This is a genomic window from Amycolatopsis sp. NPDC043889, from assembly GCF_056435645.1.
Map to the genome: position 1 here is coordinate 25,771 of NZ_JBWKEC010000018.1, position 25,346 is coordinate 51,116.

Below are 25,346 nucleotides of genomic sequence, written 5' to 3' on the forward strand. Positions count from 1 at the left end.
TCCCGATCGCGGTCGCGGGTTCACTGGCATACGCTGCAGCTCAGCCGGGCATCTTGTCGAGAAATCCCAGCACCTGCTTGATCCGCCCGTCCTCGACGGTGATGACGTCGAAACCGATCGCCAGCGGCTCTTCCGCGCCCTCCGGACCGAGGTGCCACTGGAACCGCGCGATGTCGTGATGCGCGTCGGGCGCCGACGGCAGGCTGAACTCCAGGCCCGCGAACTGGGCTTGCGCGCCGGCGATGAAGCCGTCGACACCGTCGTGGCCGGTGACCGCGCCGAGCGGGTCGGTGTAGGCGGCGTCCTCGGTGAACACTTCGGCGATGAGCGCGCGGCGCTTGTCCGCGTCGGTCTCGTTCCACACGGCGATGTACTGCTCGGCGACGCGCTGGATGTCCGACATGGTGTCTCCTCGTTCTGTTGTGGGGTAACCGATGCCGCAACTCTGTCGGCTGAAGGTGGGGCCCGTCGATTACGCGGGAGGTAATGGCGGCTCCGCGCGCGTGGCCGTAGGTTCGTGATCGTGACGACCACAGTGACCGCGAGCCGTGCGGGCCGCCCCGTCGGCGAACTCCTCCGCGAATGGCGCGACCGCCGCCGGATCAGCCAGCTGGATCTCGCCATCTCGGCGGACATCTCCACCCGGCACCTGAGCTTCGTGGAGACGGGCCGGTCCAAGCCCAGTCGCGAGATGGTGCTGAGGCTCGGCGAGCACCTGGAGGTGCCCTTGAGGGAACGCAATCAGCTGCTGCTGGCGGCGGGTTACGCGCCCGCGTACGCCGAAAGCGGTCTTGGCGCCCCGGAAATGGCGGCCGTCCGCAAGGCGGTCCGTCAGCTGATGACGAGTCACGAGCCGTATCCGGCCGCCGTCGCCGACCGCTGGTGGAACCTGGTCGACGCCAACGCGAGCATCTCGATCATGACCAGCCTGGTCTCGCCCGCCTTGATGACGCCTCCGGTCAACGTCCTGCGGGTGACACTGCATCCGGAGGGGATGGCGCCGCACGTGCTGAACCTGGGGGAGTGGCGCGCTCATCTGCTCGGCAGGCTGCGGCGGCAGGTGACCCAGACGGCCGACCCGGCGCTGACCGAGCTCCTGGAGGAACTGCTGTCCTATCCGTGCGCGGATCCCGTCCCCGAGGTGGAGGTCCCCGGACCGGGCGACATCTTCGTCCCGTTGAAGCTACGCCACGAGGACGCGGAACTCACGTTCTTCAGCACGGTCTCCACCTTCGGGACGCCGTTGGACGTCACGGTGGCCGAGCTGGTGATCGAGTCCTTCTTCCCGGCCGACGCGGACACGGCGGAATATCTGCGCGCGTACGCCGCGCGCGGGGTGGAATGATGTAGGAGAAGAAGTCCTGCCACAGACTCCAGTGAGGATTCCTCTTCCATGGCCGTGCCTTCCGTCGTCCTGAACAACGAGGTAGCCATCCCCCAACTCGGTTTCGGTGTCTGGCAGGTCCCCGCGGGCGACACGGCCAAGGTCGTCCGGACCGCCATCGAGGCCGGGTACCGCAGCATCGACACCGCCGCGTCGTACCGGAACGAAGCCGGTGTCGGCGAGGCGATCCGCTCATCGGACGTGCCCCGCGACGAACTGTTCATCACCACGAAACTGCCGAATCCGGGCCACGGCTACGACGAGGCGCTCCGTGCGTTCGACACGAGCCTCACGGAACTCGGCCTGGACCGCGTGGACCTGTACCTGATCCACTGGCCGACGCCTGCCCGCGGGAAGTACGTCGAAACCTGGCGTGCGCTGGAAAAGCTCTACGCGGACGGCCGGGCGCGCGCCATCGGGGTGTCGAACTTCCACGTCCCGCATCTGCGGCGGCTGTTCGACGAAACCGGGATCGTGCCCGCGGTCAACCAGGTCGAGCTGCACCCGCGGCTCCAGCAGACGGCGCTGCGGGAGTTCCATGCCGAGCACGGCATCGTCACCGAGGCCTGGAGCCCGCTCGCGCAGGGATCGCTGCTCTCGGACCCGACACTGACCGCCCTCGCCGCCAAATACGGGAAGAGCCCCGCGCAACTGGTGCTGCGCTGGCATCTGCAGCTCGGCACGGTCGCCATCCCGAAATCCGTGACCCCGTCCCGGATTCGCGAGAACTTCGACGTCTTCGACTTCGAACTGGCCGAGGATGATCTCGCGGCTCTCGCCGAGTTCGACGACGGGACGCGCACCGGCCCGGACCCGGATACCTTCGGCTCGTGAGTGATAACGACGGTTCTAACCGTCCTTACCACTCACGAGACCGATGTGACCGCTGCTGCGCGTGGGAGTCCCAGAGGTAGTGAAGGCCTCCTTGCCAACCCTCAGGGTAGGCAAGGAGGCCTTCACGGACCGGCTGCGGCCAAGTCCTGAGCACGGTTGGCCCTAACGTCCTTGCCGCTCACGAGAGTCGAGGTACGGGAAAGGCCCCTTCCCGAGCGGTGAAGGGGCCTTTCCCGTAGGTTCGTGGACTCTCAGGTGGCCTTGATACCGGCGGCGGCGAAGTCGGCCTGCTGGGCGGGTTGCTGCAGGTACTGCCGGAACGTCTGCGAGGCGCGCATCTGGACCTCGTCGATGCTCTTGCCGGCGAGCCCGACGAGCGGGTAGTCGGCCGAACGCGCTGTCGCGACCGACTGGGCGGGTGAACCGACCAGCTCGGGCTTGGCGGTGTTCAGTTCGGTCACCCAGTAGGTGGACTCTGGGATCCAGGCGGCGGGGAGGCCGCCGATCGAGTCCAGGTTCGTCCGGCCGATGAGGCCGTCGAGCACGGAAGCGGAGGACAGCGCGTCGACCTGGATGACCACGCAGTGGTCGCGGACCACGGTCGCGGCGTTGTTCCACCGCTCGGCCGCCGCTCGCACGGGCTTTTCGATGCTGGGGGTGACGATGATCCGCATCGGGGTGTCGCCGGCGCTGCACGCCTTGGCCTGGGCTTCGGCGCGGGTGTTGAGCTCACCGTCGGCCCAGTTCCAGCCGAAGACGCCGATCGCGACCAGGACCACGAGGACCAGGCAGGCGATCGGCCACTTGGCGATCCGGCGCCGCGGGGCCTTCTTCCCGACGATCCGGTGTGAACCGGTCGCCTCACCGCGACCCTGAGGCCGCTTCGGCGGGTCGAGGGGATGCGGCACCGGCTCCTCGGCCACGCTGTGTCGCCCCATCGTTGTCCTTTCGAAACGTGCGCGCTCGCGCTGCGTATGCAATCAAACCGTTATCACTCTAACAGGGGAGGATGTTACGGGGAATGCGACGACTCACAGTTGTTTGCCGCGTGTCGCGGGCACCTTCTTTAACTCGGCGAGGAGCCGTTGGCAATGCGCTATCAGGTGCTCACGCAGCGGCGCCGCCCGGCGGGCGAAAGCGGCTTGCGCGCGGGCGTACTCGGCCCGGCCATCCGGGCTCTCGATCCGCACGGGCGAGTACCCGAACTCCGCCAGATCGTACGGGCTCGCCCGCATGTCCAGTTCCCGGATGTCCGCCGCCAGCTCGAAGCAGTGCCCGACCAGCTCGGCGGGCACGAACGGATCGAGTTTGTACGCCCACTTGAACAAGTCCATGTTGGCGTGGAGGCAGCCCGGTTGCTCGAAGTCGATCTGGTTCTCCCGCTCCGGTCGCAGGGTGTTGAGCGGCCGGGCGGGCTCGGTGAAGAACCGAAACGCGTCGAAATGTCCGCATCGGATCTCCAGCGACTCGACCACGCCGTCGGTGCCGGCCGAACCGAGCCGGAGCGGAAGTTGTGAATGACGAACCTCGTTCGCCGATTCCCGGTAAACCATTGCCCATTCGTGAAGGCCGAAACAACTGAGTCTCGGAGAGCGGGACGCGGTCGCGGAAAGCAGTCCGAGGACGAATTCGGCGGTCTTGGCGCGGCCCTCGGTGAAGCCCGCCGGATCGAGCATGACGCCCTCCGGCGTCTCCACGTAACCCTTCCTCTCCAGGAACTGCCGGGCGGACGCGCCTTCGAGCACGACCCCGGGGCCCGGTTGCCAGCGTTCGAGATGCCCGGGCCGGTGCGAGTAGTAGGTGAAGAGGAAGTCGAGCACCGGATGCTTCTCGCCCCGCGAGCGGCGCCGCTGGTGCGGTGTCGTCCAGCGCCGCATCCGCGTGACGTGCTCGGCTTCCCGAGCCCGCCAGACGGGCTCGGGAAGGACGATCGGGCCGGTCATGACCTGACGTGGGTACCGTCGCGGACAGTTCCCACGTATTCCTCGACGAGGTCCTCCAGCGCGACGACGCCGACCGCGGCCCCGGCCGGGCTGAGCGCCCGCGCCAGGTGACTGCCTTCCTTGCGCATCGCCGACAACGCCTCGTCGAGCCGGGCGTCGGCGTGCAGTTCGGTGAGCGCCCGCGTCTTGTCCGGCGGCACCACGGTGGTCGGGTCCTCGCCCACGAGGTCGAGGATGTCCTTGACGTGGATGTAGCCGGTCAGTGTCCCGTCGTCGGTGCACACCGGGAAGCGGGAGAACCCGGTCGAGGACACCGCGCGCTCGACGTCGCCCAACGTGGGCGAGCAGGGCAGCGTCGTCAGCTGAGCGGTCGGGACCAGCACGTCGGCCACCGTCTTCTCCACCGAGGACAGCGTCTTGCTCAGCCGCTGGTGTTCGGAGTGCTCCAGCAGCCCCTCGCGCCGCGACTCACTGAGCAGTTCCGCGAGCTCGTCGGAGGTGTAGGCGGTTTCGAGTTCGTCCTTCGGTTCGACCTTGAACACCCGAAGCAGGGAGTTCGCCACGAAGTTCAGCAGCCAGATGAACGGGTTGGCGAGCTTCACCCACGCCACGTGCACCGGCACCAGCCACAGCGCCAGCCGCTCCGGCTCGGCGATCGCGAGGTTCTTCGGCACCATCTCGCCGATGAGGACATGCAGGATGGTGATGAACGCCAGCGCGATCGCGAACGAGATCGGGTGCAGCAGGACCTCGGGAATCCCGAACAGCTCGAAGAAACCGGCCAGCCGGTGCGCGACGGCGGGCTCGCCGAGCCGTCCCAGCAGCAACGAGCAGATGGTGATGCCGAGCTGCGCGCCCGCCAGCATCAGCGAGACGTTCCTGCTCGCGTTGATGACGATCCTGGCGCGGGTCTTTCCCTGCTCCAGCAAGGCTTCCAGCCGGTCGCGCCGCGACGAGATGAGCGCGAACTCGGCGCCGACGAAGAACGCGTTGGCCAGCAGCAGGACCACGACGAGGAAGATGTTGAACCAGTCGCTCATCGGGCGGGCTCCTGCTCGGCGGACGTGGCGGTCTCGCTGATCCGCCGGACTTCGACCTCGGCGATGCGCAGACGGTCCATCCTGGTCACCGTGAGCCGCCAGGCGTCGAGATCGGTGGCGTCGCCGGGGGAGGGGATCCGGCCGAGGCGCTCGAGGATCAGCCCGGCGATGGTCTCGTAGTCGCCGTCGGGCATCCGGAACCCGGTCTCGTCGGTGACCTCGTCGGCGCGAAGCTGTCCGGACACGAGCCAGTTGTCGGCGCCGACCTGCTGGGAGGACGGCGCTTCCCGCTCGTCGTGTTCGTCGCGGACGTCGCCGATGATCTCCTCGACCACGTCCTCCAGGGTCACCAGTCCCGCGGTGCCGCCGTACTCGTCGACGACGATCGCGAGCTGGAACCGGGAATCACGCAGCCGGTTGAGCAGCGAGTCGCCCGGCAGGGATTCGGGCACCGTCGGGATCGGCCGCATGACCGAACCGATCCGGACCGTGGCACGCTGGGCGGCCGGGACGGTGAACGCCTGCTTGATGTGCACCGCGCCCTGCACGTCGTCGAGATCCTCGGTGTAGACCGGGAAGCGCGAAAAGCCGGTGCGGCGCGAGATCTCGATGAGGTCGGCGATGGTGTCGTCCACGGTCAGCGATTCGAGCTGGACGCGGGGCGTCATCAGCTCGTCGGCCGTCCGTTCGCCGAAGCGCAGCGACTTGTCCAGCAGTTCGGCCGTCGAGGTGTCGAGCGTGCCGCTTTCCGCGCTGGACCGCACGATCGAGCCGAGTTCCTGCGGCGACCGGGCCGACCGCAGTTCTTCCTGCGGCTCGACGCCGAACTTGCGGACGAGGAAGTTGGCGCTGTTGTTCATCAAGGTGATGAGCCAGCGGAACAGCGACGAGAACCGCGAGTGGTACCCCGCGACGGCGCGCGCGGTCTGCAGCGGCCGGGCGATCGCGAGGTTCTTCGGCATCATTTCGCCGAGGATCATCGACAGCGACGTGGCCAGGATCAGCGCGACCGCGAGCGACACCCCGTTCGCCACGCCTTCGGAGAACCCGATGGCGGTGAACAGCGGGTGGAGCAGGTCACCGATCACCGGTTCCGCGAGATAACCGGTGATCAGGGTGGTGATGGTGATCGCCACCTGCGCGCCGGAGAGCTGGAACGAGAGCGTGCGGTGCGCCTTCTGCACGGTGTGTGCGCGCTTGTCGCCGACCTGGCGGACGTTCGCGTCGACCGTGCTGCGCTCGAGCGCGGTGAGGGAGAACTCGGCGGCGACGGCGAGGCCGGTGCCGACGGTCAGCAGGAGGAACAGGAGAATGCCGAGAACGGCGAGCAGGATTTCCATCATTCCCTGCCGGCGGGGTCGGCGGGAAGAACCACGGAACAGCCGGGTGTGCCACCCGGCTCGATACTGTCACCAGGTGACTGCGCGTCGCGCACGAAAAGAGTCACTCCTCGATCGGAAACCAACAGACACCGCCGCTGTACTGCGACGATGGGACAATCTTAACGCGTTCCCCCGGCCGCGTGGGCTCGGTGCCGCCGCACGCTCTCCTCGACCAGGTCGAGCACGGGGCCGAGATCGTCACCCGGCTGGCCCATCGCGAGATGGGAGACGAGACCTTCGAGAACGAGCTCGAGGTACGCGGTCAGGACGTCGACGTCGACGTCGTCACGCAGGATCCCGGCGTCGCGCTGACGGAGCAGACGGCGGCGGGTCGCGGCGGTCAGCTGGTGGGACCGCTCGGCCCAGCGGGCGCGGAACTCGGGGTCGGTGCGCAGCCGCCGGGAAACCTCCAGCCGCGTGCCGAGCCAGTCCGCGGGGTGCTCGCTGCGGTTCGTCAGCAGCTCGCGCATCACCTGGACGAGACCCTGCTCGGCGACGATGTCGGCCATGCGCACCGCGTCGTCCTCGGCCAAGGCCAGGAAGAGGGACTCCTTGTCCCGGAAATGGTGGAAGATCGCACCACGGGAAAGGCCGGTGGCTTCCTCCAGCCGCCGGACAGTGGCACCCTCGTAGCCATAACGTGCGAAGCACACGCGGGAGCCGTCGAGGATCTGGCGCCGGCGTGCGTCGAGGTGATCCTGGCTGACCCGTGGCATTCTGGAATCCTGTCACCGGGAACCCGGTCAATGCAATCCGTACGTACGTACTGTGACCAGTTCGCGGGATGTTCGTCCGGTCGGGGAACCGGACTACTTCGCGAAACGTCGGACTACTCGGCCGGATCGGCTGACACGCCGTCCGCGGCTTGGCTACGCTTTGTCCGTCACGGTGCGTGAATGCTGAGGGGAAGGTGCGGGCGTGAACATCATCGACGACGCCGCGAGCGCGATCAAGGCCGTCTGGGGTGACTTGACCACGCCGAAGGAACCGACCGTTTACGGCGGTGGCGGCGGTGGTGGCGGCGGGTTCGAGATGAGTCCCGAGGAGTTGAAGACCGTCATCGGGCTGTGGCAGGACGAGCTGGAGAAGGTCGTAAAAGACGGCGACAAGATCGATGAGATCCTGGCCGACCTGATGCCCCCGGGCCAGGACGAGGCCAGTGCCAGCTATGTGAACTCCGGTCTCGACTCCTTGCTGTCCCTGCAGAAGCAGAACGACTCGATGAGGACCTACATCGAGGGCTACATCGAGAAGCTGGAGATCGCCCGCACGAAGACCATGGCGACCGACCAGGCCAACACCCTGCGCACGACCTGAGGATGCCGAACGTGTTGAGGAATCGCGTCGCCGCGGCGGCGCTCGTGCTCGTTTCCGTCGCGGTCGCGGGCTGCTCGGGAGAGAACCCCGGGACGCCGTCGCCCAGCACGGGGACGGCTTCGTCGCCGGTGTCGTCGGCCGCACCGGGGGACCCGAATGTCCCGAAGGTGGCGGATCCGCTGGACGCCTCGTCGTACGTCGGTGACGCGTGCAAACTGCTTCCGGCCGCCGCTGCCGCGGAATTGGGGTTCACGGAGCCCGGCGAACCGGGGAGCGAGACCAGTAACCCCAGTTGCAGCTGGAGAATTCGCGGCAAGGGGGACAGCCTGCAGCTCATCCTCGGCAGTGGGAACCGTGAGAAGGGGATGGGCGGCCTGGCCGGTTTGCACAAGGCCAAGGAGGCCGGGCAGCTGAGGTTCCTGGAGCCCGGTCCCGAGGTTGACGGCTATCCGACCGTCTATTACGGACTGCAGGACCGGCGAGCGAGCGGCAGTTGTGACCTTGCGGTCGGCGTCGCCGACGATCTGGCGATCAGCACACTCGCCAAGGGCTACGACAACGAACAGGATTCGTGCGGGACCGCGCAGAAATTCGCGTCGGCCGTGATCAAGACACTCAAGGGGGCATAAGGGTGGACGGCAAGCAGATCTACGAGAACTTCACTCAGGGCGACACCCGCAACTTGCGGTCGGCGGCCGATCGCATCGCCGAACTCTCGGATGCTTATGTCGAGCGCGGCATGGGCATCAAATCGCTGCAGTCGCGGATGGCGTCCTCCTGGACCGGGTCCGCCGCGGACGCGGCCAACGCCGGTGCGGGCCCGCTCGAGCAGGCCTTCAAGGAGACCGCGGACCCGCTGTTCACCACGAAGGCCTCGGTCACCATGCAGGCCGACAGCTTCGACGACTCCGGGTCGTCGGTCGTGCCCGTGCCGCCCAAGCCGGACAAGCCCAACCCCTGGACCACCGGCCTGAAGGGCGCGATCCCGATCGCCGGGCCGTTCATGGTCAACAACGACATCAAGAACTACCAAGAGGGCGTCGCGAAGCACGAGGCGGCGAACCAGAACAACGTCCGCGTGATGGACCAGTACGACTCGGTCACCAGCAGCACCAGTTCCAGCCTGCCGACCGATTACGGCGTGCTGAAGAACGACGGCGCGAACGTCAGTGTCAAGACCCCCGGCGGTACGCCCCCGATCGTGACGCCGCCGCCCATCCCGGTGAGGCCCGGCAGGAACGGCGGCGGGGACGACAACGACGGCACCGACACCAGTGGCACGGACGACAACGGCACCAACCAGAACAAGCCGGGCGGCGACCAGAACCAGAACAGGCCGGGCACCAACGAGGACCGCCCGGTGCCCCCGAGGGACAGGCCCGACGGCAACATCACGACGCCGACGCGGAAGCCGGGTACCGGGGAGGACGACACCACGCGCCCGACCGGCGGCGGCAAGGGCAAGCCGGGACCGACGACCGAGATCCCGGGCAGGACGCCCGGACGCGGACCGGGTGACTCGGACAACGTCATCGGCCTCCCGAACGGTCCGGGCCAGAACTACAACCCCGGCGGTGGCAACGGCCAGAACCCGCCCGGCGGCACCAGCGGACGCAACGTTCCCGGGCCCAACAGCGCGGCGGGCAGGCTTCTCGGTGGCGAGGGCGGCACCGGTGGCCGCGCGGGCGGTCCCGGTGGGCCCGGCTCCGGCGGTCTGGGCGCGGGCAGGGGGTCCGGCATGGGCGGGCTCGGCGGCCTGGGTGGCGGAGACCTGGCCGGTGGCCGCGGTGGTGCCGGCCGTGGTGGCGCCGGTGCGATGGGCCCGATGGGGGCAGGCGGCAGGCGTGCCGATGGTGACGAGGACGACGAGCACCAGCGTCCCGACTACCTGATCGAGGCCGACCCCGACGCGATCTTCGGCACCGACCAGCGGACCAGTCCGCCGGTCATCGGCGAGTAGCGGATGACGGTGAGAACGGGCCGGGTGGACGTCCCGGTCGAAGCCTTGGCGGCGCTCGCCGAACGCGAACGCGTCGGCGACCTGCATATCACGTTGCGTCCCGAACCGCGCTGGCTGTCCAGGACGGCCCGCGCGGAGGCGGACAGGCGAGTGGAAGCGGCGTTGGCGCAAGCCGGGCTGCTGGACTCGAGCGGCCGTGCGTCGGTCGACTTCCTGGACTGGCTTCCGGTGCTCACGAAACCGGCCATCGAGTACTACGGCTGGGTGAACACCGGAGGCGAGACCTACGGCGTCCTGGCCGCCTCGCTGGGCCTGCAGGCGGTGCTGGCCGTGGCGTCCGGTGACTGGGTCGGGCTGCAGGAGATCGATCGGCGGCGGCTGCCCGAAACGCTGATCGAACAGCTGCCGCCCGTTCCGGCGGGCGGCGGCAGGCTTCGCACGGTTCGCGCATATGAGCTCGAAGAGGCGGCCCGGCGCGGCCCGGACACGCATTCGCTGCCGCCGGTGATCGCGGACATCGTCACCCTCGTGCAGCGGCCGGTCGAGGGGAGCGGCGAGCTCTACGTCGGCAAGCGGGACGAAATCGGCAGGCACGTGGCCGTCGAGGATCCGCTCCACTTCGCCGACACGGACTGGGGCCGGTACCTCAGCTACACGACCGGACACGGCAACGACGCGGTGGTCCACATCGGCCCCGCCGGCCCGGCGGAGCTGGCTGACGCGCTCCGGCACGTCGCCGCGGCCCTGCCAGGCTAGCCACAGGCGAGTACATGAAGGCCCCCTTCCTTGCGCCAGACGCAAGAAAGGGGGCCTTCATGTACTTAAAGCACGCGCGCCCAGGCGCCCAACCCGGCTATTGTGACAGCGCTGTTGTATTTCTGGCGGGGTCTGGGAGGACGAGAACGTGACACGGCTGTATCCGGAAATCGAACCGTACGACCACGGGATGCTCGACGTCGGCGACGAGCACCTCGTGTACTGGGAGGTCTGCGGGAACCCCGACGGCAAAGCCGCCGTCACGCTGCACGGCGGCCCGGGGACCGGGTGCAGTACCGGCCTGCGCCGGTACTTCGACCCGGCCAAGTACCGGATCGTGCTGTTCGACCAGCGCGGCTGCGGCCGGAGCACCCCGCACGCGGGCGAGCCCGAGGCAGACCTTTCCACCAACACCACCGACCACCTGATCGCGGACATGGAACGCCTTCGCGAGCATCTGGGAATCGAGAAGTGGCTGCTCTTCGGTGGTTCCTGGGGCTCGGTGCTCGCGCTGGTCTACGCCGAGCGCCATCCGGACCGGGTCTCGGAGATGGTCCTGATGGGCTTGGCCACCGGACGCCGGAGCGAGACCGACCTGCTCACCCGTGGCCTCGGCGGCGTCTTCCCCGAGGCGTGGGCGAAGTTCCGTGACGGCGTTCCCGAAGAGGATCGCGACGGTGACCTGGCGGCGGCTTACCTGAAGTTGCTGATGGACCCCGATCCGGCGGTGCACGAGAAGGCGGCGGCCGGTTGGTGTGCCTGGGAGGACGCGATCATCCCGACCTCCCCGCCTTACAAGAGCTTCGAGAGTCCGAAGTTCCGGCTCGCCTTCGCCAGGCTGGTCACGCACTACTGGAGTCAAGGGTCCTTTTTGGACGAAGGCGTGGTCCTGCGGGAGGCCGGGAAACTGGCTCACATCCCGGCCGTACTCGCCGAAGGAAGTCTCGACCTGAGCAACCTCATCGGCACCCCGTGGGAGCTGGCGCACGCGTGGCCCGGCAGCGAGCTTGTGGTCATCGACGAGGTCGGCCACAGCACCCAGGACGAGCCGATGCGCGAAGTCCTCATCGGCGCGACGGACCGCTTCGCCACGCGCATTCTCAGGGGATGACCAGGGCCGGGGCGGTTTCGGGAGAGGTGGCGTCCGAACGGGTGGTTTCGGCGAGCCGCAGCCCGGTGGTGCGCGGCGCGATCCGGTCGAGGTTCCACGAACTCAGCAGCAGGGCCACTTTCGCCCGCATCTCGGTCCGCAGGCGCAGGAACGAATCGGCGGGATCGGCGCCGACCTCGCCGAGCAGGAGCCACCAGGCCCACGCGGCCGCGCCCGCGTTCGCGACGAAGTCCGGGATCACCGGGATGCCACGAGCCGCCAGTCCAGCCTCGGCGTCGGGGGTGGTCGCCGCGTTGGCGGCTTCGATGACGACCTTCGCCTTGACCATGCCCTGGTTCCCGGCGCGCAGTGCGTACGAGATCGCCGCCGGGACGAGGATGTCGGCGTCCGTCGCCACGATCTCGTCGCGCGGGAGCAGCCGGACGTCGGCGGGAAGCCGGCTGCGGTCGATCTCGCCGTAGGAGTTCCGCAGCTCCAGCAGCGCCGGGATGTCAAGGCCTTCGGGCCGGTAGAGCGTCCCGGCCGCGTCGGCGACCGCGACGACCTTCATGCCGGCTTCGTGCAGGTACCAGGCCGCGCCGCCGCCCATGGTGCCGATGCCCTGGATGGCGACCGTGGTCTTCTCGGCCGCCCATTCCCAGGCGTCGGCGACACCGAGGCAGGCCTGCGCGACGCCGTAGCCGCCGATCACGTCGCCGAGCAGGAGGCCGCCGGGGACCGGTGTGCTCAACCCGGCCTGCACGCGGCGAAGGGTGTGCGCCGGGTCGGCCGAACGGCGGATCGCCGCGTGGTACGACTGCTCGAGCCCGAGCTTCGCGAACACCTCGTCGATCAGGTGCTGGGGTACGCCGAGGTCTTCGGCGGTCACCCAGTGGTTGTCGATCCACGGCCGCAGGAACGCGCAGAACCGTTCCAGCACACCGAAAGCGCGCTCGTCCTTCGGATCGAAGTCGATGCCGCCCTTGGCCCCGCCGACCGGCAGGCCGAAGGTCGCGGTCTTGTTCGCCATCCCCCTCGCCAGGTCCTCGACCTCCGGCATCGTGCAACCCGCGCGCATCCGGGTCCCGCCGGTCGCGATGCCGGAGACCAGGCTGTGCACTACGAGGTAGCCGGTGGCACCGGTGACGGGGTCGGTCCAGATGAGCCTCATCAGCGGTTCGGCGTTCCTCGCGGCCATGCGGCCACCTCCTTCGGGATTCGGGGTCGTCCTGCGCCACTTCCGAGAGTGCGCCCTGCCGGGCACGGGCGTCCATTTACCGAATCTGAACGATGTCGTGCAGAGAAACTGGTGTAACGCGCCATCCGGCGTCCGCGACCGCACCCGATTACGTTGGGGTCATGGAGCTTTCGTTGCACCGCCTGAGGATGCTCCGCGAGCTGAGCCGACGTGGCACCGTCACGGCGGCTGCCGCTTCGCTGCATTACACCGCTTCGGCGGTGTCGCAGCAGCTGGCGCAGTTGGAGCGGGACGTGGGTGCGAAGCTGTTCGAACGCTTCGGCAGACGGGTGCAGCTGACCGAACTGGGGCTGCTGCTGACCGAGCACGCCGAGGAGATCCTGGGGTCCGTCGAGCGGGCGACGCTGGCGTTGGAGGAGGCGCAGGAGACCGTTTCGGTACGGCTCATGGCCGGGGTGTGGGCGTCGGTCGCTTCGGGACTGCTTCCGCACGCGCTGGCCGCACTGGCGGGTGAGCATCCGGGGATCCAGGTCCGGACCCGTGAGCTCGCGCCGGAGGACACCGCCGACGCCGTCCGGGACGGCGAACTGGATCTGTCGTTCGTGATCGACTACTCCGACGCGCCGATGCCGTGGGACGCCGGTCTGGAACGGGCGGTGATCGCGGTCGAACGGCTGCACGCCGCGGTGCCGGCCGGTGCCGTCCCCGCGGGGAGCGCGTCGTTGCTCGAACTGGCCGAGCACCCGTGGATCCTCGCCAGCCCGAAGAGTCACTTCGGCCGCGCGGTGCGCACGGCGTGTCACCGCCACGGGTTCGAGCCGAAGATCAACCACGAGGTCGAGGAGCAATCGACGGCGATGGCGATGGTCCGGGCGGGGCTCGGGGTAACCCTCGTTTCGGATCTCGGGCTCGGGCTTCGGCCGCCGGGGATCGACGTCGTCGCGTTGACCACACCGTTGCTTCGGACGGTTTCGATCGCCTACCGGACGACGTCGTCACGGCGACCGGCCCTGCAGCTGGTGATCGAGGCGGTCCGCAACGCGGCCGCCGCGCTCGGGCTGGGCACGGAGCCCGCTTTGCCCTGAATCGTCCGGTCCTAAGAGGTGGTCGGAGGATCTTGCCCCGCAAGAACCGGCCTGAATTTGTCGGACTCCGCGTGTAGCGTCCGAAGTCAAGGTATCTCAGTTATCGGACAACCGACTGGACGGCGGAAAGATGACTACTGTTCATGATTTCCCCGAGAAGTCCGGGAGCGCGTCGAACGCGACGGCGAAGGTCCTCTCGGACCGCGCCGAGGGTGAGGCGTATGTGGCTTCCGTGTGCTTCAAGCACGGGCCACCGAGACTCCTCGGCGTAGAGCTGGAATTCACCGTGCACTACGCCGACGAGCCCGCCCGGCCTCTCGATCCCGACGATCTCGCCACCGCGCTCGGCCCGCACACCCCGCGGACCCTGCGCCCCGACAGCCCCGCCCTCCCGCTTCCGGCAGGTTCACCGCTGAGCCTCGAGCCCGGATGCCAGGTGGAGATCTCCGCTCAACCACAGACCACGCTGCGCCACTTGGACGCCGTCGTCTCGGCCGATCTGGCCCACCTCGAAAATCTTCTCGCCGCCCGAGGCCTGCACCTGGGGGACTCCGGGATAGACAGGTATCGCGCCCCCGTCCGCAAACTGGGCACACCGCGCTACGCCGCGATGGAACGCCGCTTCGCGCCGATGGGCGCCGGGGGCGCGACGATGATGTGCAGCACCGCCGGCCTGCAGGTCTGTGTGGACGCCGGTGAGGCGGGCGACCTGGCCGACCGCTGGGCCGCGGTCCACGCGCTCGGTCCGCCCCTGCTGGCCACCTTCGCCAACTCCCGGGTCCACGCCGGACGCGACACCGGCCACGCGTCCGCGCGCTGGCTCGCCGTGATGGAAACGGAAAGGGTCCGCACCCGGTCGGCGGAACCGGGCAAGGATCCGGCGGGGGAGTGGGCACGCAGGATCCTGGACACCCCGGTGATGGTCCTTCCCGGCCGTGACGGCCGCTGGGACGCGCCCGATTCCCTGACCTTCGCCGACTGGATCGACGGACGGGGCGAGGGCGCCGGGCTCGACAGGCCGACCGAGGAAGACCTGGCCTATCACCTGACGACGTTCTTCACCCCGGTCCGTCCACAGGGGTATCTGGAGATCCGGTACCTGGACGCCCAGCCCGCCGCGAGGTGGCTGCACCCGGTCGCCCTGCTGGCCGCACTGCTCGCGCGGCCGTCCACAGTGGACAAGGTGCTCGAACTGTGCGAACCGGTCACGGGAGGCTGGGAGCGCGCGGCCCGGTACGGCCTGGCCGACCCGGCGATCGCCGGCGTCGCGAGCAAGGTGGTGGACCTCGGCTGTGCCGAACTCGGCACCACCGGTCTGCCGCCGGAGACCATCACGGAGATCAGCGAGGGTGTGCAGTCCCTCGTGCACGGTTCGAGGAGCCACCAGTCATGAGCGTGGAAAGCACCGAGACCAACCCGCTTCGCGCGCTGAGCCCGCAAGACCTGCGGGCGCACGCGGCAGAGGCGCTCACCAGGGCCCGCGAGCGCAGCGTCGCGCTGACGGACGTGGACGACGAAGACCTGGTCCGCCAGCATTCGAAACTGATGTCGCCGCTGGTCTGGGATCTCGCGCACATCGGCAGCCAGGAAGAGCTCTGGCTGGTGCGTGACGTGGGCGGCCGTGAGGCGCTCCGGCCCGACATCGACGACATCTACGACGCGTTCCAGCACGCTCGCGCGGATCGTCCGGCGCTGCCGCTGCTGGGCCCGGAGGAAGCGCGCAAGTACGTCCGCGAAGTCAGGGAGAAATCCTTCGACATCCTGGAAAGCGTTCCGCTGCAAGGCAGGCGGCTCACCGAGGACGCCTTCGCCTTCGGCATGATCACCCAGCACGAGCAGCAGCACGACGAGACGATGCTGGCCACCCATCAGCTCCGCAAGGGCGATCCGGTGCTGCACGCGCCAGCGCCACCGCCGTCCCGGTCCGGGCCGCTGCCCGCGGAGGTGTTCGTCCCCGGCGGCGCTTTCACCATGGGCACCTCCGCCGAGCCGTGGGCGCTGGACAACGAGCGTCCCGCGCACGAGGTCGCGGTGGAGGCGTTCTTCATCGACACCGCACCGGTCACCTGCGGGGCGTACGCCGAGTTCCTCGACTCCGGGGGTTACGAAGACCCGAAGTGGTGGAGCGAGCGTGGCTGGACGTACCGGAGCGAGCACGGCATCGAGGCGCCGCGCTTCTGGAAACGGGAGCAGGACGGCTGGTGGCGGACGCGGTTCGGCGTCTACGAGAAGGTGCCCGCCGCGGAGCCTGTCGTCCACGTTTCCTTCCACGAGGCCGAGGCGTACGCCGCCTGGGCAGGCCGTCGCCTGCCGACGGAACCGGAGTGGGAGAAGGCCGCCCGGTTCGACCCGGCCACCGGCCGGTCGCGCCGGTTCCCCTGGGGCGACGAGGAACCCACTCCCGACCACGCGAACCTCGGACAGCGGCATCTGCGGCCCGCGGAGGTCGGCGCGTACCCGGCGGGTGCGTCGCCGTTGGGCGTGCACCAGTTGATCGGCGACGTGTGGGAGTGGACCAGCAGCGGCTTCGAAGCGTATCCGGGCTTCGCCGCGTTCCCGTACAAGGAGTATTCGGAGGTGTTCTTCGGAGGGGACTACCGGATCCTGCGCGGTGGCTCGTTCGGGACGGACGCGGCGGCCATCCGCGGCACCTTCCGCAACTGGGATCACCCGATCCGGCGACAGATCTTCTCCGGGTTCCGCTGTGCCCGGGACGCACGGCCGAGCGAGGTGGCCTGAGGGGCATGTGCCGTCACCTCGCGTATCTCGGCGAGCCGCGCTCGCCCGCCGAGATGCTCTTTCACGCCCCTCATTCGCTGCTCGTGCAGTCCTACGCTCCCCGTGACATGCGGGGCGGTGGTTCGGTCAACGCGGACGGGTACGGCCTCGGCTGGTACGCCGACGGCTCCGAACCGCTGCGGCTGCGCAGGTCCGCTCCCTTGTGGACGGACGGGGATCTGCCGGCGCTGGCCGGCTCGGTCCGGTCGCACGCCTTCCTGGCGGCTGTCCGGAACGGGACGACGGGGATGCCCGTGGTCGAGGCGGCGAACGCGCCGTTCACCGGCGGCCGTTACCTCTTCAGCCACAACGGGCTGGTGCGGGGCTGGCCGGACTCGATGGCCGAGCTCGCCGCGAAACTGCCGATCACCCGGCTGCTGACGCTGGAGGCGACCACGGATTCGGTACTGCTGTGGGCGTTGCTGAGTGAGCGGCTCGAGGCGGGCGAAGACCCGCTCGCGGCCGTCACGTGGCTGACCGGAGTGGTCGAGGAGGCGGGGCCGGGTTCGCGGCTCAATCTCCTGCTGACCGACGGCCGGACACTCGTCGGTACCGCGTGGACGCATTCCCTGTCCTATCGGGACACCGGAGGCGGTGTGCTCGTCGCGTCGGAACCGTGCGACGACGATCCCGGCTGGACTCCCGTTCCCGACCGCCACGCCGTCCGGGTCACCGGCGCGGGCGTGGAAATCCTTCCCCTCGAAGCCGATCGGAGCCCTGAGGCACGATGACCGAAGTCGACCTCGACGTACACCACAGCGAATCGGATATCACCGAGCAACTGCGCGCGGACGTCCGCGCCGGCCTGGAGGCGGATCAGAAATGGTTGTCGCCCAAATGGTTCTACGACGCCCGCGGCAGCGAACTGTTCGAGAAGATCACCGCCCTCCCCGAGTACTACCCGACCAGGAGCGAGCGGGAGGTGCTCGCCGCGCGCGGTGGCGAGATAGCCGAGAGTTCGGGCGCGCACACCCTTGTCGAACTCGGTTCCGGATCGAGTGAAAAGACGAGGCTCCTCCTCGACGCGCTCACGAGCCACGGCACGTTGAAGGAGTTCGTCCCGCTCGACGTCTCCGAAACCGCGCTCGCCGAAGCCGCGGAAGCCATCACGGCCGACTACCCGTCCCTCGAAGTCCGGGGCGTGGTCGGTGACTTCACCCGTCATCTGGACCTGTTGCCGGGCGACCGTCCGCGGCTGGTGGTCTTCCTCGGCGGCACGATCGGCAATTTCCTTCCCGCCGACCGCGCCACCTTCCTGCGCTCGGTCCGCGAAGTGCTCGACGAGGGGGAGTGGTTCCTTCTCGGGACTGACCTGGTGAAGGACCGGGAAACCCTGGAACGCGCGTATGACGACGCGGCCGGGGTCACCGCCGAGTTCAATCGCAACATGCTCCGCGTGATCAACAACGGTCTCGGCGCGAACTTCGACCCGGCCGCCTTCGACCACGTCTCGTATTGGGACGAGGAGAACGAATGGATCGAAATGCGTCTGCGCGCCCATGAACCGCAGACCGTCGACATCCCGGGCGCCGACCTGCGGGTGAAGTTCGCCGAGGGCGAATACGTGCGCACCGAGATCTCCGCGAAGTTCCGGCGGGAGGGAATCGCCGCGGAACTGGCCGCCGCCGGTTTCTCGGTGGAGAAATGGTGGACGGACTCGGAATCGCGGTTCGGGGTGAGCCTGGCAAGATCTGTCCGTGGCTAACCCTCTCACGTCGCTCGCCCGCGCGCTCGGCACGAAACCGTGGCTGATGGGGCTCGCGGGCGGGATCATCTGGGTGGACAAGAGACTCCATCGGCTGTTCAAGGGGAAGGTGAGCCTGGTCGCGCTGGCCGGGCTCCCTTCCCTGCGCCTGACCACGACCGGCCGCAAGAGCGGCCTGGCCCGCAGTACCAATCTCCTGTACTTCCCGCACGGTGAGGACTTCGTGCTCGTCGGCTCCAATTGGGGGAGACCGAACGATCCCGCGTGGACGCACAACCTGCGGTCGAATCCCGACGCGATCGTCGCGCTGGCGGGCAAGGAGATCCCGGTCAGGGCCAGGGAACTGCGCGGAGACGAGTACGAAGCGATGTGGAAACTGCTGCTGGAGTTCTGGCCCGGTTACTCCATGGAGGAGCAAGCCGCTTGCCGTGTGTTACCGATTTTCGAGTTGAAGACAACCACTCGATAGGTTCGTACCATCCTTTCGGCCGGTGACTGGGTTACCGGCTTGTGCGAGGCTCGCTTGGTGTTACGCGCCGTGACGTCGACGGCGCGCCGAGCGACGTGGCCCATCACGTCGCCAGCCGAGGGAGGAGTCGTTTTGCCGAGATCCACAAGGAGGCCGGTGCGCGGTTTCGCACTGGTAGGGGCACTCGTGGCCGGCGCCGCGTTGACCGGGGCGTCCGGGACGGCGGTCGCCGCCCAGGAGACTGGGACGCCCGCCGCCCAGGTAGGCGCGACGGCGCCGGTGAACTGGGGTGCCTGCACGGCGGACCAGGTCCGCGGTGTTCCCGCCGACCAGGCCAAGTTCTACAGCTGCGCGCGGTATCGCGTGCCGATCGACCACGACAACGCGGCGCTCGGCACCATCGACATCGCGATGCTGAAGCGGGCGGCGAAGACGCCCGACAAGAAGGTCGGTTCGCTGTTCCTCAACCCGGGCGGTCCCGGCGGTTCCGGTTTCCGGATGCCGATCGGCGCGGCGAACTACTTCCAGCCGCAGGTGCTGGACCGGTTCGACCTGATCGGGTTCGATCCGCGCGGGGTCGGGGCCAGCAACCCGCTCAAGTGCTTCACCACGCAGGAAGACGCGGACGACGTCTTCTCCGCGCAGATCCCCGTGCCGCTGACCCGGCAGGAGATCTCCGGGACGCTGGCCTCGTACCGCGACTACGGCCAGTTCTGCAAGAACAACGCGGGCGCGCTGCTGAACCACATGTCCACCAAGGACGTCGTGCGTGACCTCGACAAGATGCGGGCGGCCGTCGGCGACCAGAAGCTGACCTTCGTCGGCTTCTCGTACGGGACCCTGATCGGGTCGACGTACACGTCGATGTTCCCGAAGCAGAGCCGGGCGATCGTCATCGACGGCAACGTCGACCCGGCGCTGCGCACCAGCGACGGTGTGCAGTACGACCGCGAGCGCGCTCGCGGGTTCGAGATCGCGCTGGACGCCTTCCTGCGCAAGTGCGCGCAGGTCGGGCCGAAGTGCTCCTTCAGCCCAGGCACGCCGCGGGAGAAGTTCGACGAGATCCGCGACCACCTGCGCCAGCAGCCGATCAAGCTGCCGGACGGGAGCAGCTACGACATCAACGCCTTCACCAGCACGGTGGCCGGGGTGCTGTACTCGCCGACGTCGTTCCCGCCGCTGGCCGACGACCTGCAGGCGCTGTACAACATCGTCCACCCGCCCGCGGCGCAGACGCAGACGGCACAGGCCGTCGAGCTGAAGGTGCTGCGGTCGGGGGCGAACGGGCGCGCGGACGTGAACCCGGACAGCCCGTACACCGGTGACGACTCCTACTTCGCCGTGAACTGCTCGGACAAGAAGATCACGATCAAGCAGGAGAAGGTCCCCGAGATCGCCGCGAAGTGGGAGAAGGAATCGCCCACTTTCGGCCGCTACCAGGCGTTCTCGGACGTGGCGGGGTGCCCGGTGTGGCCGGCGAAGAAGCCGGACGTCTATCGCGGTCCGTGGCAGGCCAAGACCGACACCCCGGTGCTGGTCATCGGCAACTACTACGACCCGGCGACCCAGTACCTGTTCTCGAAGCGGATGGCCGACCAGCTGGGCAACGCCCGGTTGCTCTCGGTCGACGCCTTCGGGCACTGCATCCTTGGCGACTCGCTCGGGGTGGACAAGGTGACGGCCGACTACCTGATCGATCTGAAGGTCCCGGCCAACGGCCAGGTGTTCCAGCCGAACGTCCAGCCGTTCGAAACCACTGCCTGATCCTGGGCGAACGACCACGAAGGCCACCGTCCCGGCGGTGGCCTTCGTGGCCTCCGGGGACCGGTCCCCGACGCCCGGCCCTAGGGTTCCCGACGGGGAGGGCCGGATAGGCCGGACGACTGCTCGTCCCGGCCATCCGGGTGGGTAACCAGGGCACCGGCTTCGGCGTGGTCGCGGCCGCCGGTGCGCCTGGCTCACCCACCGGCCGACGAGGCTGAGGCATGCTGGACGGATGGATCCGGTCCGAATCGCCCGCGAGGTGGTCGAGAGTCGCTTTCCCGGTGCGAGGGCCGCGATTCTGGGCGGAAGCGCGATCACCGGATGGTGTACCGCGAGCTCGGATCTCGACATCGTCGTGATCCTCGACGGCCCACCCGCGCCGTACCGCGAAACGACCGAACACGACGGCGTGCCGGTGGAACTTTTCTGCCACACCCCCGAGTCGTACGAGCGCTTCGCCGATCAGGAGACGGCGAACCGCCGCTCGCCTCTCCTGCACATGTGCGGTGGAGGTGTCGTTCTCCTCGACCGCGACGGCTTCGGGCATCGGACCCGGGCGGAAGCCCGGGCGCGACTGCGCGCCGGGCCTCCGCCGTTGTCCGCGACCGACCTGGAGGACCATCGTTATCTGCTCACCGACCTCCTGGACGATCTTGACGGGGCCGATGATCCCGACGAACTGATCTTCATCGCCGATCGGCTGTTGACCGCGGTGGCCGAGCTGATCCTCCTGGCCGGGGGACAATGGCGATCCCACGGCAAATGGCTCCCGCGACGGCTTCGAGAGGCCGATCCGGAGACCTGCCGGGAACTCCTGCTCGGCTACCGGCAGGTCGTATGCACTGGGGATCGGGCTCTGATGCGGCGGGTCGCCGCCGCGGTCCTCGACGGTGCGGGGGCCGTCTTCTGGTGGGTTACCGGCGAGACGCGCCCACCGGCTTCAGACGTTGACGCTCGCGCAGGCGTCGAGACCGTAGTTCGCCGCGTACGCGTTCTCGACCCCGACCAGGAGGTCGACGACCTCGAAGTACCGGTCCCAGAAGGGCGTCTCACGCAGTGCCTCGATGAGCAACTGGTACGAGTGATGGTCCTCCGCTTCCCATACCCACCCGTCGGTCACGCGCGCGGAGTAGAACTCCGTGTCGAAGAACCGGGACCGGACACCTTTCACCTTGCTTTCGGTCACCGGGAGGATCTCGGTCTTGAAGGCCTCCACCCGTTGCTCGACGGTGAGGCCGAGCCATTCCGGCGTGGTCTTCACCAGCATGAACGCGGCCACTTCGGACATGGTGTTTCCTTTCGGTCAGGCGTAGGCGCCGGTTTCGATGTCCTCGGCCACGGGCTGCGTACGGGGTTCACTTGAGGAGTTCTCGGGTGCGCGCCCAGTCGTGCCCGAGCGGAGGCCGTCGAGATCGTCCAGGTCGTCGCGGCGGATCCGGGACGGCCGAGCCGATCCAGCCGGTCGCCCTGGTGACGAATACCTGCATGGGAAGCTCCTTCTACTCGGGGTTACGGGAAAGCCTTGATTGCAGGACGACGAGCGCCCCGAGGACGAGCACGCTGACGCCGATCACCCGGAGGGCCGTGCTCGCGCCGGTGACGAACGCGGAGATCACTTCGGGAGAGCGGCCGGGGACGGTTGCCAGCGCCTGCGCCACGGTGTGCGGATCGTGGTCCGCGCGGACGTCGGACGGCAGCGCGGCGACGAACCGTCCGGTGAGGACGGTGCCGATGACCGCGACACCGAGCGCGCTGCCGAATTCCCGGGTGGTGGCCTGCAGCCCGGCACCGACACCGGCCTGGGCGGGAGGCAGCGAACCGGAGATCGCGGCGGAAAGCGTCGGAAGGGCCAGCGTGACACCGATCCCGGTCACCACGAGCCAGGCCGCGTAGACCGGGTACGGAGTCGAAGAGTCGCTTGTGGACAGTCCGACGAGGCCGCAGCCGCAGAAGACGAAGGCGATGGCGACAGTGGTGTCGGCGCCGGCGCGCCGGACGAGTTTGCCGACGTGCCGCGCGCCGAGGATGACCGGGACGGTCAGCGGGATGATCCCGAGCCCGGTCAGCAGCACACTGAAACCCTTGCCGTATTGGAGGAAGGACGCGTTGACGTAGAACAGCGCGAACATCCCGAAGAAGATCGCGGTCATGCCGAGGCAGGCACTGCGCAGCGCGGGCACGCGAAGCAACCGGGGATCGAGCAGGGGGTGCTCGGCCTTCAGTTCCACGAACGTCCACACGGCGAAGAGCGCGACCGCACCGGCGAACCCGGACAGAACGATCGGGCTGCCCCAACCCGCTTCAGGGCCTTCGACGATGCCGAGCAGCAACGCGAACGACGCGCCGACGAGCAGGACAGCGCCGAGCGGACTGAGCGGCCGGTCGTGCCGCGGGGACACCGGCGCGATCCGGGCGGCCAGCGCGAGGAGCACCAGGGAGAGCGGGACGGCGGCCGCGAACAGCCATCGCCACGATCCTCCTGTCAGCACCGCTCCGCCACCGACGTTCCCCAGGACACCGCCGATCCCGGTCATCGAGGCCCAGGTCGCGATGGTCACGCCCTTGCGTTCGGCGGGGACGGCGTGCAGCAGGACGGCGAGGGTGTTGGGCAGCACCGCGGCGGCCCCGATCCCCGTGATCGCCCGGCCCGCCAGCAGGAAAGGCACGGTGGGCGCGAGCGCCGACAGCAGCGCACCGAGGGCGAACAGTGCCAGGCCGGCGAGCAGGACACCCTTGCGGCCGAAGCGGTCGCCCGCCGCTCCGCCGGGGATCACGAGACAGGCGAAGAAGATGACGTAGGTGTCGACGATCCAGATCAGTGCCGACGCGGACGGGTGAAGCTCGCTCGCGGCCAGCATCGGGACGGCGAGGTTGATCGCGGCGACCATCCCGACCACGAGCACGACACAGGCGCACATGGCGGTCAGCAGGCCGCGCCGGTCCGTTGCGGCTTCGGGAGCGTCGCGGACTTGAAGTCGGAGTGGCATGTCCACGACGCTATGGGCCAGCGCATTCTTCGTGCCACGCAACTTTCACAACCCAAAGTTGCATACGATGCAACAATGGCCGATCAGCTGGACCTCAACCTCTTGCGCGTGTTCGACGCGTTGCTGCGAGAGGGCAGCGTGACGGCGGCGGCCGAACGGCTGCACCTGTCGATCCCCGCGGCCAGCCGGGCGCTGGGCCGGTTGCGGCGGGCGATGGGCGACCCGATCCTGGTGCGTGCCGGCCGCGGGATGGTGCCGACGCCGTTCGCGCTCCGGACGGCCCCGCGGGTGCGGTCCCTGCTCGACGAGGCGTCGGCCCTGATCAGCGCCGACCGCGAGCTGGCGATCGGCGACCTCGAACGGACCTTCACCATCCGCATCAACGACGGTGTCGCCGCCACATTGGTGACGGCCGCCGCCGAGGCGACCGCCGCGGTCGCGCCTGGCGTCGTCCTGCGTTTCGTCGCCGAAGGCAGCGAAAGCACCGAGGCCCTGCGAGACGGTTCGGTGGACCTGGACATCGGCGCGGGCGACATCGCCGCGCCTGACATCCGTTCGACGCTGCTGTACCACGAACGAGTGGTCGCGATCGTCAGGGCGGACGGCCCGCTCGGCGGTGTGCGCCGCCCGACGTTGAGACAGCTTTGCCGGTATCCGCACGTTTCCGCCTCACGGCGAGGGCGGGGCAGGGGACCGCTCGACGACGTGCTCGAGGCGGCCGGTCTCCAGCGCCGGGTCGCGGCGGTCGTCCCCACCTCCGCCGTCGCCGCGTTCCTGGTCGCGTCGAGCGACTACATCGGGCTGGCGCCCCAACGGCTCGCCGAGCAGTACGGCCGGTCGCTCGGAATCCGCTGGTTCCCGGTCCCCGCGGAACTCCCGCCCATCGAGGTCTGCCAGCTCTGGCACGCGCGACTCGACGCCGACCCCGCCCAGCGCTGGCTGCGTGACACGATCCACGCCGCGCTCGGCTCGTCCGGTGGTACAGTCCCGAAGGTTGATCAACACCGATCGAGTACGGAAGCGAGGTGAGCGGCACATGCCGGAAGACAGTTCTGGACCGACCGGACATGGTCGCCGTTCACCCGTGTGCGCGGTGCGCTGACCTTCTCCGGTCTCCTTTCTCTGTCTGGCTTTGTGTACGCACGCCAGAAAAGAGCCGGAATCATGAACACCTTCGAAATGCTGCTCAGGGTCGGCACCGGCGTCGGCCTCGGCGCCGTCATCGGCATCGAGCGCCAGTACCGCGCCCGGATGGCCGGACTCCGCACCAACGCCCTCGTCGCCGTCGGCGCGACCCTCTTCGTCCTGTTGTCCGCCCACGGTTTCGGCGGGCTGAGCACCAGCGGCGACGCCGACCCGACGCGTGTCGCGGCCCAGATCGTCTCCGGTATCGGTTTCCTCGGCGCCGGGGTGATCCTACGGGACGGGCTGAACGTGCGCGGGCTCAACACGGCGGCCACGCTGTGGTGCTCGGCGGCCGTCGGCTCCCTTGCGGGAGCGGGGCTTTACGTCGTCGCGCTCGCCGGGACCGTGGTGATCGTCGGGGTCAACGTGCTGTTGCGCCCGCTCGGCCGCGTCGTCGACCGCCGCCCGGAGCACCGGGAAGACGACCTCGTGAGTGGTAGGGACGGTTCTGTTGAGGGGTAAGTCAAAT

At 68.7% G+C, this 25,346-nt stretch carries 26 protein-coding genes; 16 read left to right on the plus strand and 10 right to left on the minus strand.

Translation table 11 applies throughout. The annotated features are described in order from the left end of the window. Positions 1–40 precede the first annotated feature (40 nt). Positions 41–403, minus strand: a complete 363-nt coding sequence (locus tag AC0685_RS28080; RefSeq protein ID WP_478228271.1) for a nuclear transport factor 2 family protein — start codon at positions 401–403, stop codon at positions 41–43. Between the two features lie 114 nt (positions 404–517). Between AC0685_RS28080 and AC0685_RS28085 the strand changes: the two genes are divergently transcribed. Then, positions 518–1,345, plus strand: coding sequence for a helix-turn-helix domain-containing protein (locus AC0685_RS28085; RefSeq protein WP_478228272.1), 828 nt, complete (start codon positions 518–520; stop codon positions 1,343–1,345). 48 nt (positions 1,346–1,393) lie between these two features. Then, a complete protein-coding gene (locus AC0685_RS28090; RefSeq protein WP_478228273.1) occupies positions 1,394–2,218 on the plus strand; it encodes an aldo/keto reductase in 825 nt (274 codons plus the stop codon). 251 nt (positions 2,219–2,469) lie between these two features. Here the strand turns inward: AC0685_RS28090 and AC0685_RS28095 are convergent, their stop codons facing one another. From AC0685_RS28095 to AC0685_RS28115, 5 genes are all read right to left on the minus strand, one after another. After that, a complete protein-coding gene (locus AC0685_RS28095) occupies positions 2,470–3,156 on the minus strand; it encodes a hypothetical protein (RefSeq protein WP_478228274.1) in 687 nt (228 codons plus the stop codon). Between the two features lie 93 nt (positions 3,157–3,249). After that, positions 3,250–4,161, minus strand: a complete 912-nt coding sequence (locus AC0685_RS28100; RefSeq protein ID WP_478228275.1) for a 3-methyladenine DNA glycosylase — start codon at positions 4,159–4,161, stop codon at positions 3,250–3,252. Further along, positions 4,158–5,201 carry a hemolysin family protein gene (locus AC0685_RS28105; protein ID WP_340682149.1) on the minus strand — a complete coding sequence of 348 codons (1,044 nt, stop codon included), beginning with the start codon at positions 5,199–5,201 and terminating at the stop codon, positions 4,158–4,160. The genes AC0685_RS28100 and AC0685_RS28105 overlap by 4 nt, the downstream gene beginning before the upstream one ends. Next, entirely contained in the window at positions 5,198–6,544 is a 1,347-nt protein-coding gene (locus AC0685_RS28110; protein WP_478228276.1) for a hemolysin family protein, read from the minus strand. Before AC0685_RS28110 ends, AC0685_RS28105 begins: the two co-directional genes overlap by 4 nt. 158 nt (positions 6,545–6,702) lie before the next feature. Continuing rightward, on the minus strand, positions 6,703–7,299 hold the full coding sequence (locus AC0685_RS28115) for a TetR/AcrR family transcriptional regulator (RefSeq protein WP_125678272.1): 597 nt from the start codon (positions 7,297–7,299) through the stop codon (positions 6,703–6,705). A gap of 202 nt (positions 7,300–7,501) precedes the next feature. Here AC0685_RS28115 and AC0685_RS28120 point away from each other — a divergent pair, with 202 nt between their 5' ends. The 5 genes from AC0685_RS28120 to pip all read left to right on the plus strand — a co-directional run bounded on the left by AC0685_RS28120 (position 7,502) and on the right by pip (position 11,727). Then, entirely contained in the window at positions 7,502–7,900 is a 399-nt protein-coding gene (locus AC0685_RS28120; RefSeq protein ID WP_478228277.1) for a hypothetical protein, read from the plus strand. A gap of 2 nt (positions 7,901–7,902) precedes the next feature. Next, the gene (locus tag AC0685_RS28125) at positions 7,903–8,529 is read left to right on the plus strand and encodes a DUF3558 domain-containing protein (protein ID WP_478228278.1); all 627 of its coding nucleotides are present in this window, start codon (positions 7,903–7,905) and stop codon (positions 8,527–8,529) included. Positions 8,530–8,531: 2 nt separating this feature from the next. Then, positions 8,532–9,860, plus strand: a complete 1,329-nt coding sequence (locus tag AC0685_RS28130) for a hypothetical protein (RefSeq protein WP_478228279.1) — start codon at positions 8,532–8,534, stop codon at positions 9,858–9,860. Between the two features lie 24 nt (positions 9,861–9,884). Further along, entirely contained in the window at positions 9,885–10,616 is a 732-nt protein-coding gene (locus AC0685_RS28135) for an ESX secretion-associated protein EspG (RefSeq protein ID WP_478228364.1), read from the plus strand. Between the two features lie 190 nt (positions 10,617–10,806). Continuing rightward, entirely contained in the window at positions 10,807–11,727 is a 921-nt protein-coding gene (pip, locus tag AC0685_RS28140; protein WP_478228365.1) for a prolyl aminopeptidase, read from the plus strand. On the opposite strand, the gene AC0685_RS28145 is transcribed toward pip, so the two are convergent. Beyond that, positions 11,717–12,904: a Glu/Leu/Phe/Val dehydrogenase dimerization domain-containing protein gene (locus AC0685_RS28145; protein ID WP_478228280.1), complete on the minus strand. Its 1,188-nt coding sequence runs from the start codon at positions 12,902–12,904 to the stop codon at positions 11,717–11,719. The genes pip and AC0685_RS28145 overlap by 11 nt on opposite strands. Positions 12,905–13,065: 161 nt before the next feature. On the opposite strand from AC0685_RS28145, the gene AC0685_RS28150 reads away from it, so the two are divergent. The 7 genes from AC0685_RS28150 (at position 13,066) to AC0685_RS28180 (ending at position 20,705) form a co-directional block, all read left to right on the plus strand. After that, the gene (locus AC0685_RS28150) at positions 13,066–13,989 is read left to right on the plus strand and encodes a LysR family transcriptional regulator (protein ID WP_478228281.1); all 924 of its coding nucleotides are present in this window, start codon (positions 13,066–13,068) and stop codon (positions 13,987–13,989) included. A gap of 130 nt (positions 13,990–14,119) precedes the next feature. Continuing rightward, on the plus strand, positions 14,120–15,382 hold the full coding sequence (locus AC0685_RS28155; RefSeq protein WP_478228282.1) for a glutamate-cysteine ligase family protein: 1,263 nt from the start codon (positions 14,120–14,122) through the stop codon (positions 15,380–15,382). Then, positions 15,379–16,728: an ergothioneine biosynthesis protein EgtB gene (egtB, locus tag AC0685_RS28160; RefSeq protein ID WP_478228283.1), complete on the plus strand. Its 1,350-nt coding sequence runs from the start codon at positions 15,379–15,381 to the stop codon at positions 16,726–16,728. The genes AC0685_RS28155 and egtB overlap by 4 nt, the downstream gene beginning before the upstream one ends. Positions 16,729–16,733: 5 nt before the next feature. Beyond that, complete coding sequence (gene egtC / locus AC0685_RS28165) at positions 16,734–17,498, plus strand: ergothioneine biosynthesis protein EgtC (RefSeq protein WP_478228284.1); 765 nt, start codon at positions 16,734–16,736, stop codon at positions 17,496–17,498. Further along, the gene (gene egtD, locus AC0685_RS28170; protein ID WP_478228285.1) at positions 17,495–18,472 is read left to right on the plus strand and encodes an L-histidine N(alpha)-methyltransferase; all 978 of its coding nucleotides are present in this window, start codon (positions 17,495–17,497) and stop codon (positions 18,470–18,472) included. Before egtC ends, egtD begins: the two co-directional genes overlap by 4 nt. 46 nt (positions 18,473–18,518) lie before the next feature. After that, the gene (locus AC0685_RS28175) at positions 18,519–18,941 is read left to right on the plus strand and encodes a nitroreductase family deazaflavin-dependent oxidoreductase (protein WP_478228366.1); all 423 of its coding nucleotides are present in this window, start codon (positions 18,519–18,521) and stop codon (positions 18,939–18,941) included. A 156-nt stretch (positions 18,942–19,097) separates the two neighbouring features. Further along, entirely contained in the window at positions 19,098–20,705 is a 1,608-nt protein-coding gene (locus AC0685_RS28180) for an alpha/beta hydrolase (protein WP_478228286.1), read from the plus strand. A gap of 940 nt (positions 20,706–21,645) precedes the next feature. On the opposite strand, the gene AC0685_RS28185 is transcribed toward AC0685_RS28180, so the two are convergent. From AC0685_RS28185 to AC0685_RS28195, 3 genes are all read right to left on the minus strand, one after another. Beyond that, a complete protein-coding gene (locus tag AC0685_RS28185; protein ID WP_478228287.1) occupies positions 21,646–21,993 on the minus strand; it encodes a darcynin family protein in 348 nt (115 codons plus the stop codon). Between the two features lie 67 nt (positions 21,994–22,060). Continuing rightward, on the minus strand, positions 22,061–22,192 hold the full coding sequence (locus tag AC0685_RS28190) for a hypothetical protein (protein WP_478228288.1): 132 nt from the start codon (positions 22,190–22,192) through the stop codon (positions 22,061–22,063). A 12-nt stretch (positions 22,193–22,204) separates the two neighbouring features. After that, complete coding sequence (locus tag AC0685_RS28195) at positions 22,205–23,623, minus strand: MFS transporter (protein ID WP_478228367.1); 1,419 nt, start codon at positions 23,621–23,623, stop codon at positions 22,205–22,207. A 144-nt stretch (positions 23,624–23,767) separates the two neighbouring features. Here AC0685_RS28195 and AC0685_RS28200 point away from each other — a divergent pair, with 144 nt between their 5' ends. Together AC0685_RS28200 and AC0685_RS28205 are read left to right on the plus strand one after the other, a co-directional pair. Beyond that, a complete protein-coding gene (locus AC0685_RS28200; RefSeq protein ID WP_478228289.1) occupies positions 23,768–24,721 on the plus strand; it encodes a LysR family transcriptional regulator in 954 nt (317 codons plus the stop codon). 135 nt (positions 24,722–24,856) lie between these two features. Next, positions 24,857–25,339 carry an MgtC/SapB family protein gene (locus AC0685_RS28205; RefSeq protein ID WP_478228290.1) on the plus strand — a complete coding sequence of 161 codons (483 nt, stop codon included), beginning with the start codon at positions 24,857–24,859 and terminating at the stop codon, positions 25,337–25,339. The last annotated feature ends 7 nt before the right edge of the window (positions 25,340–25,346 follow it).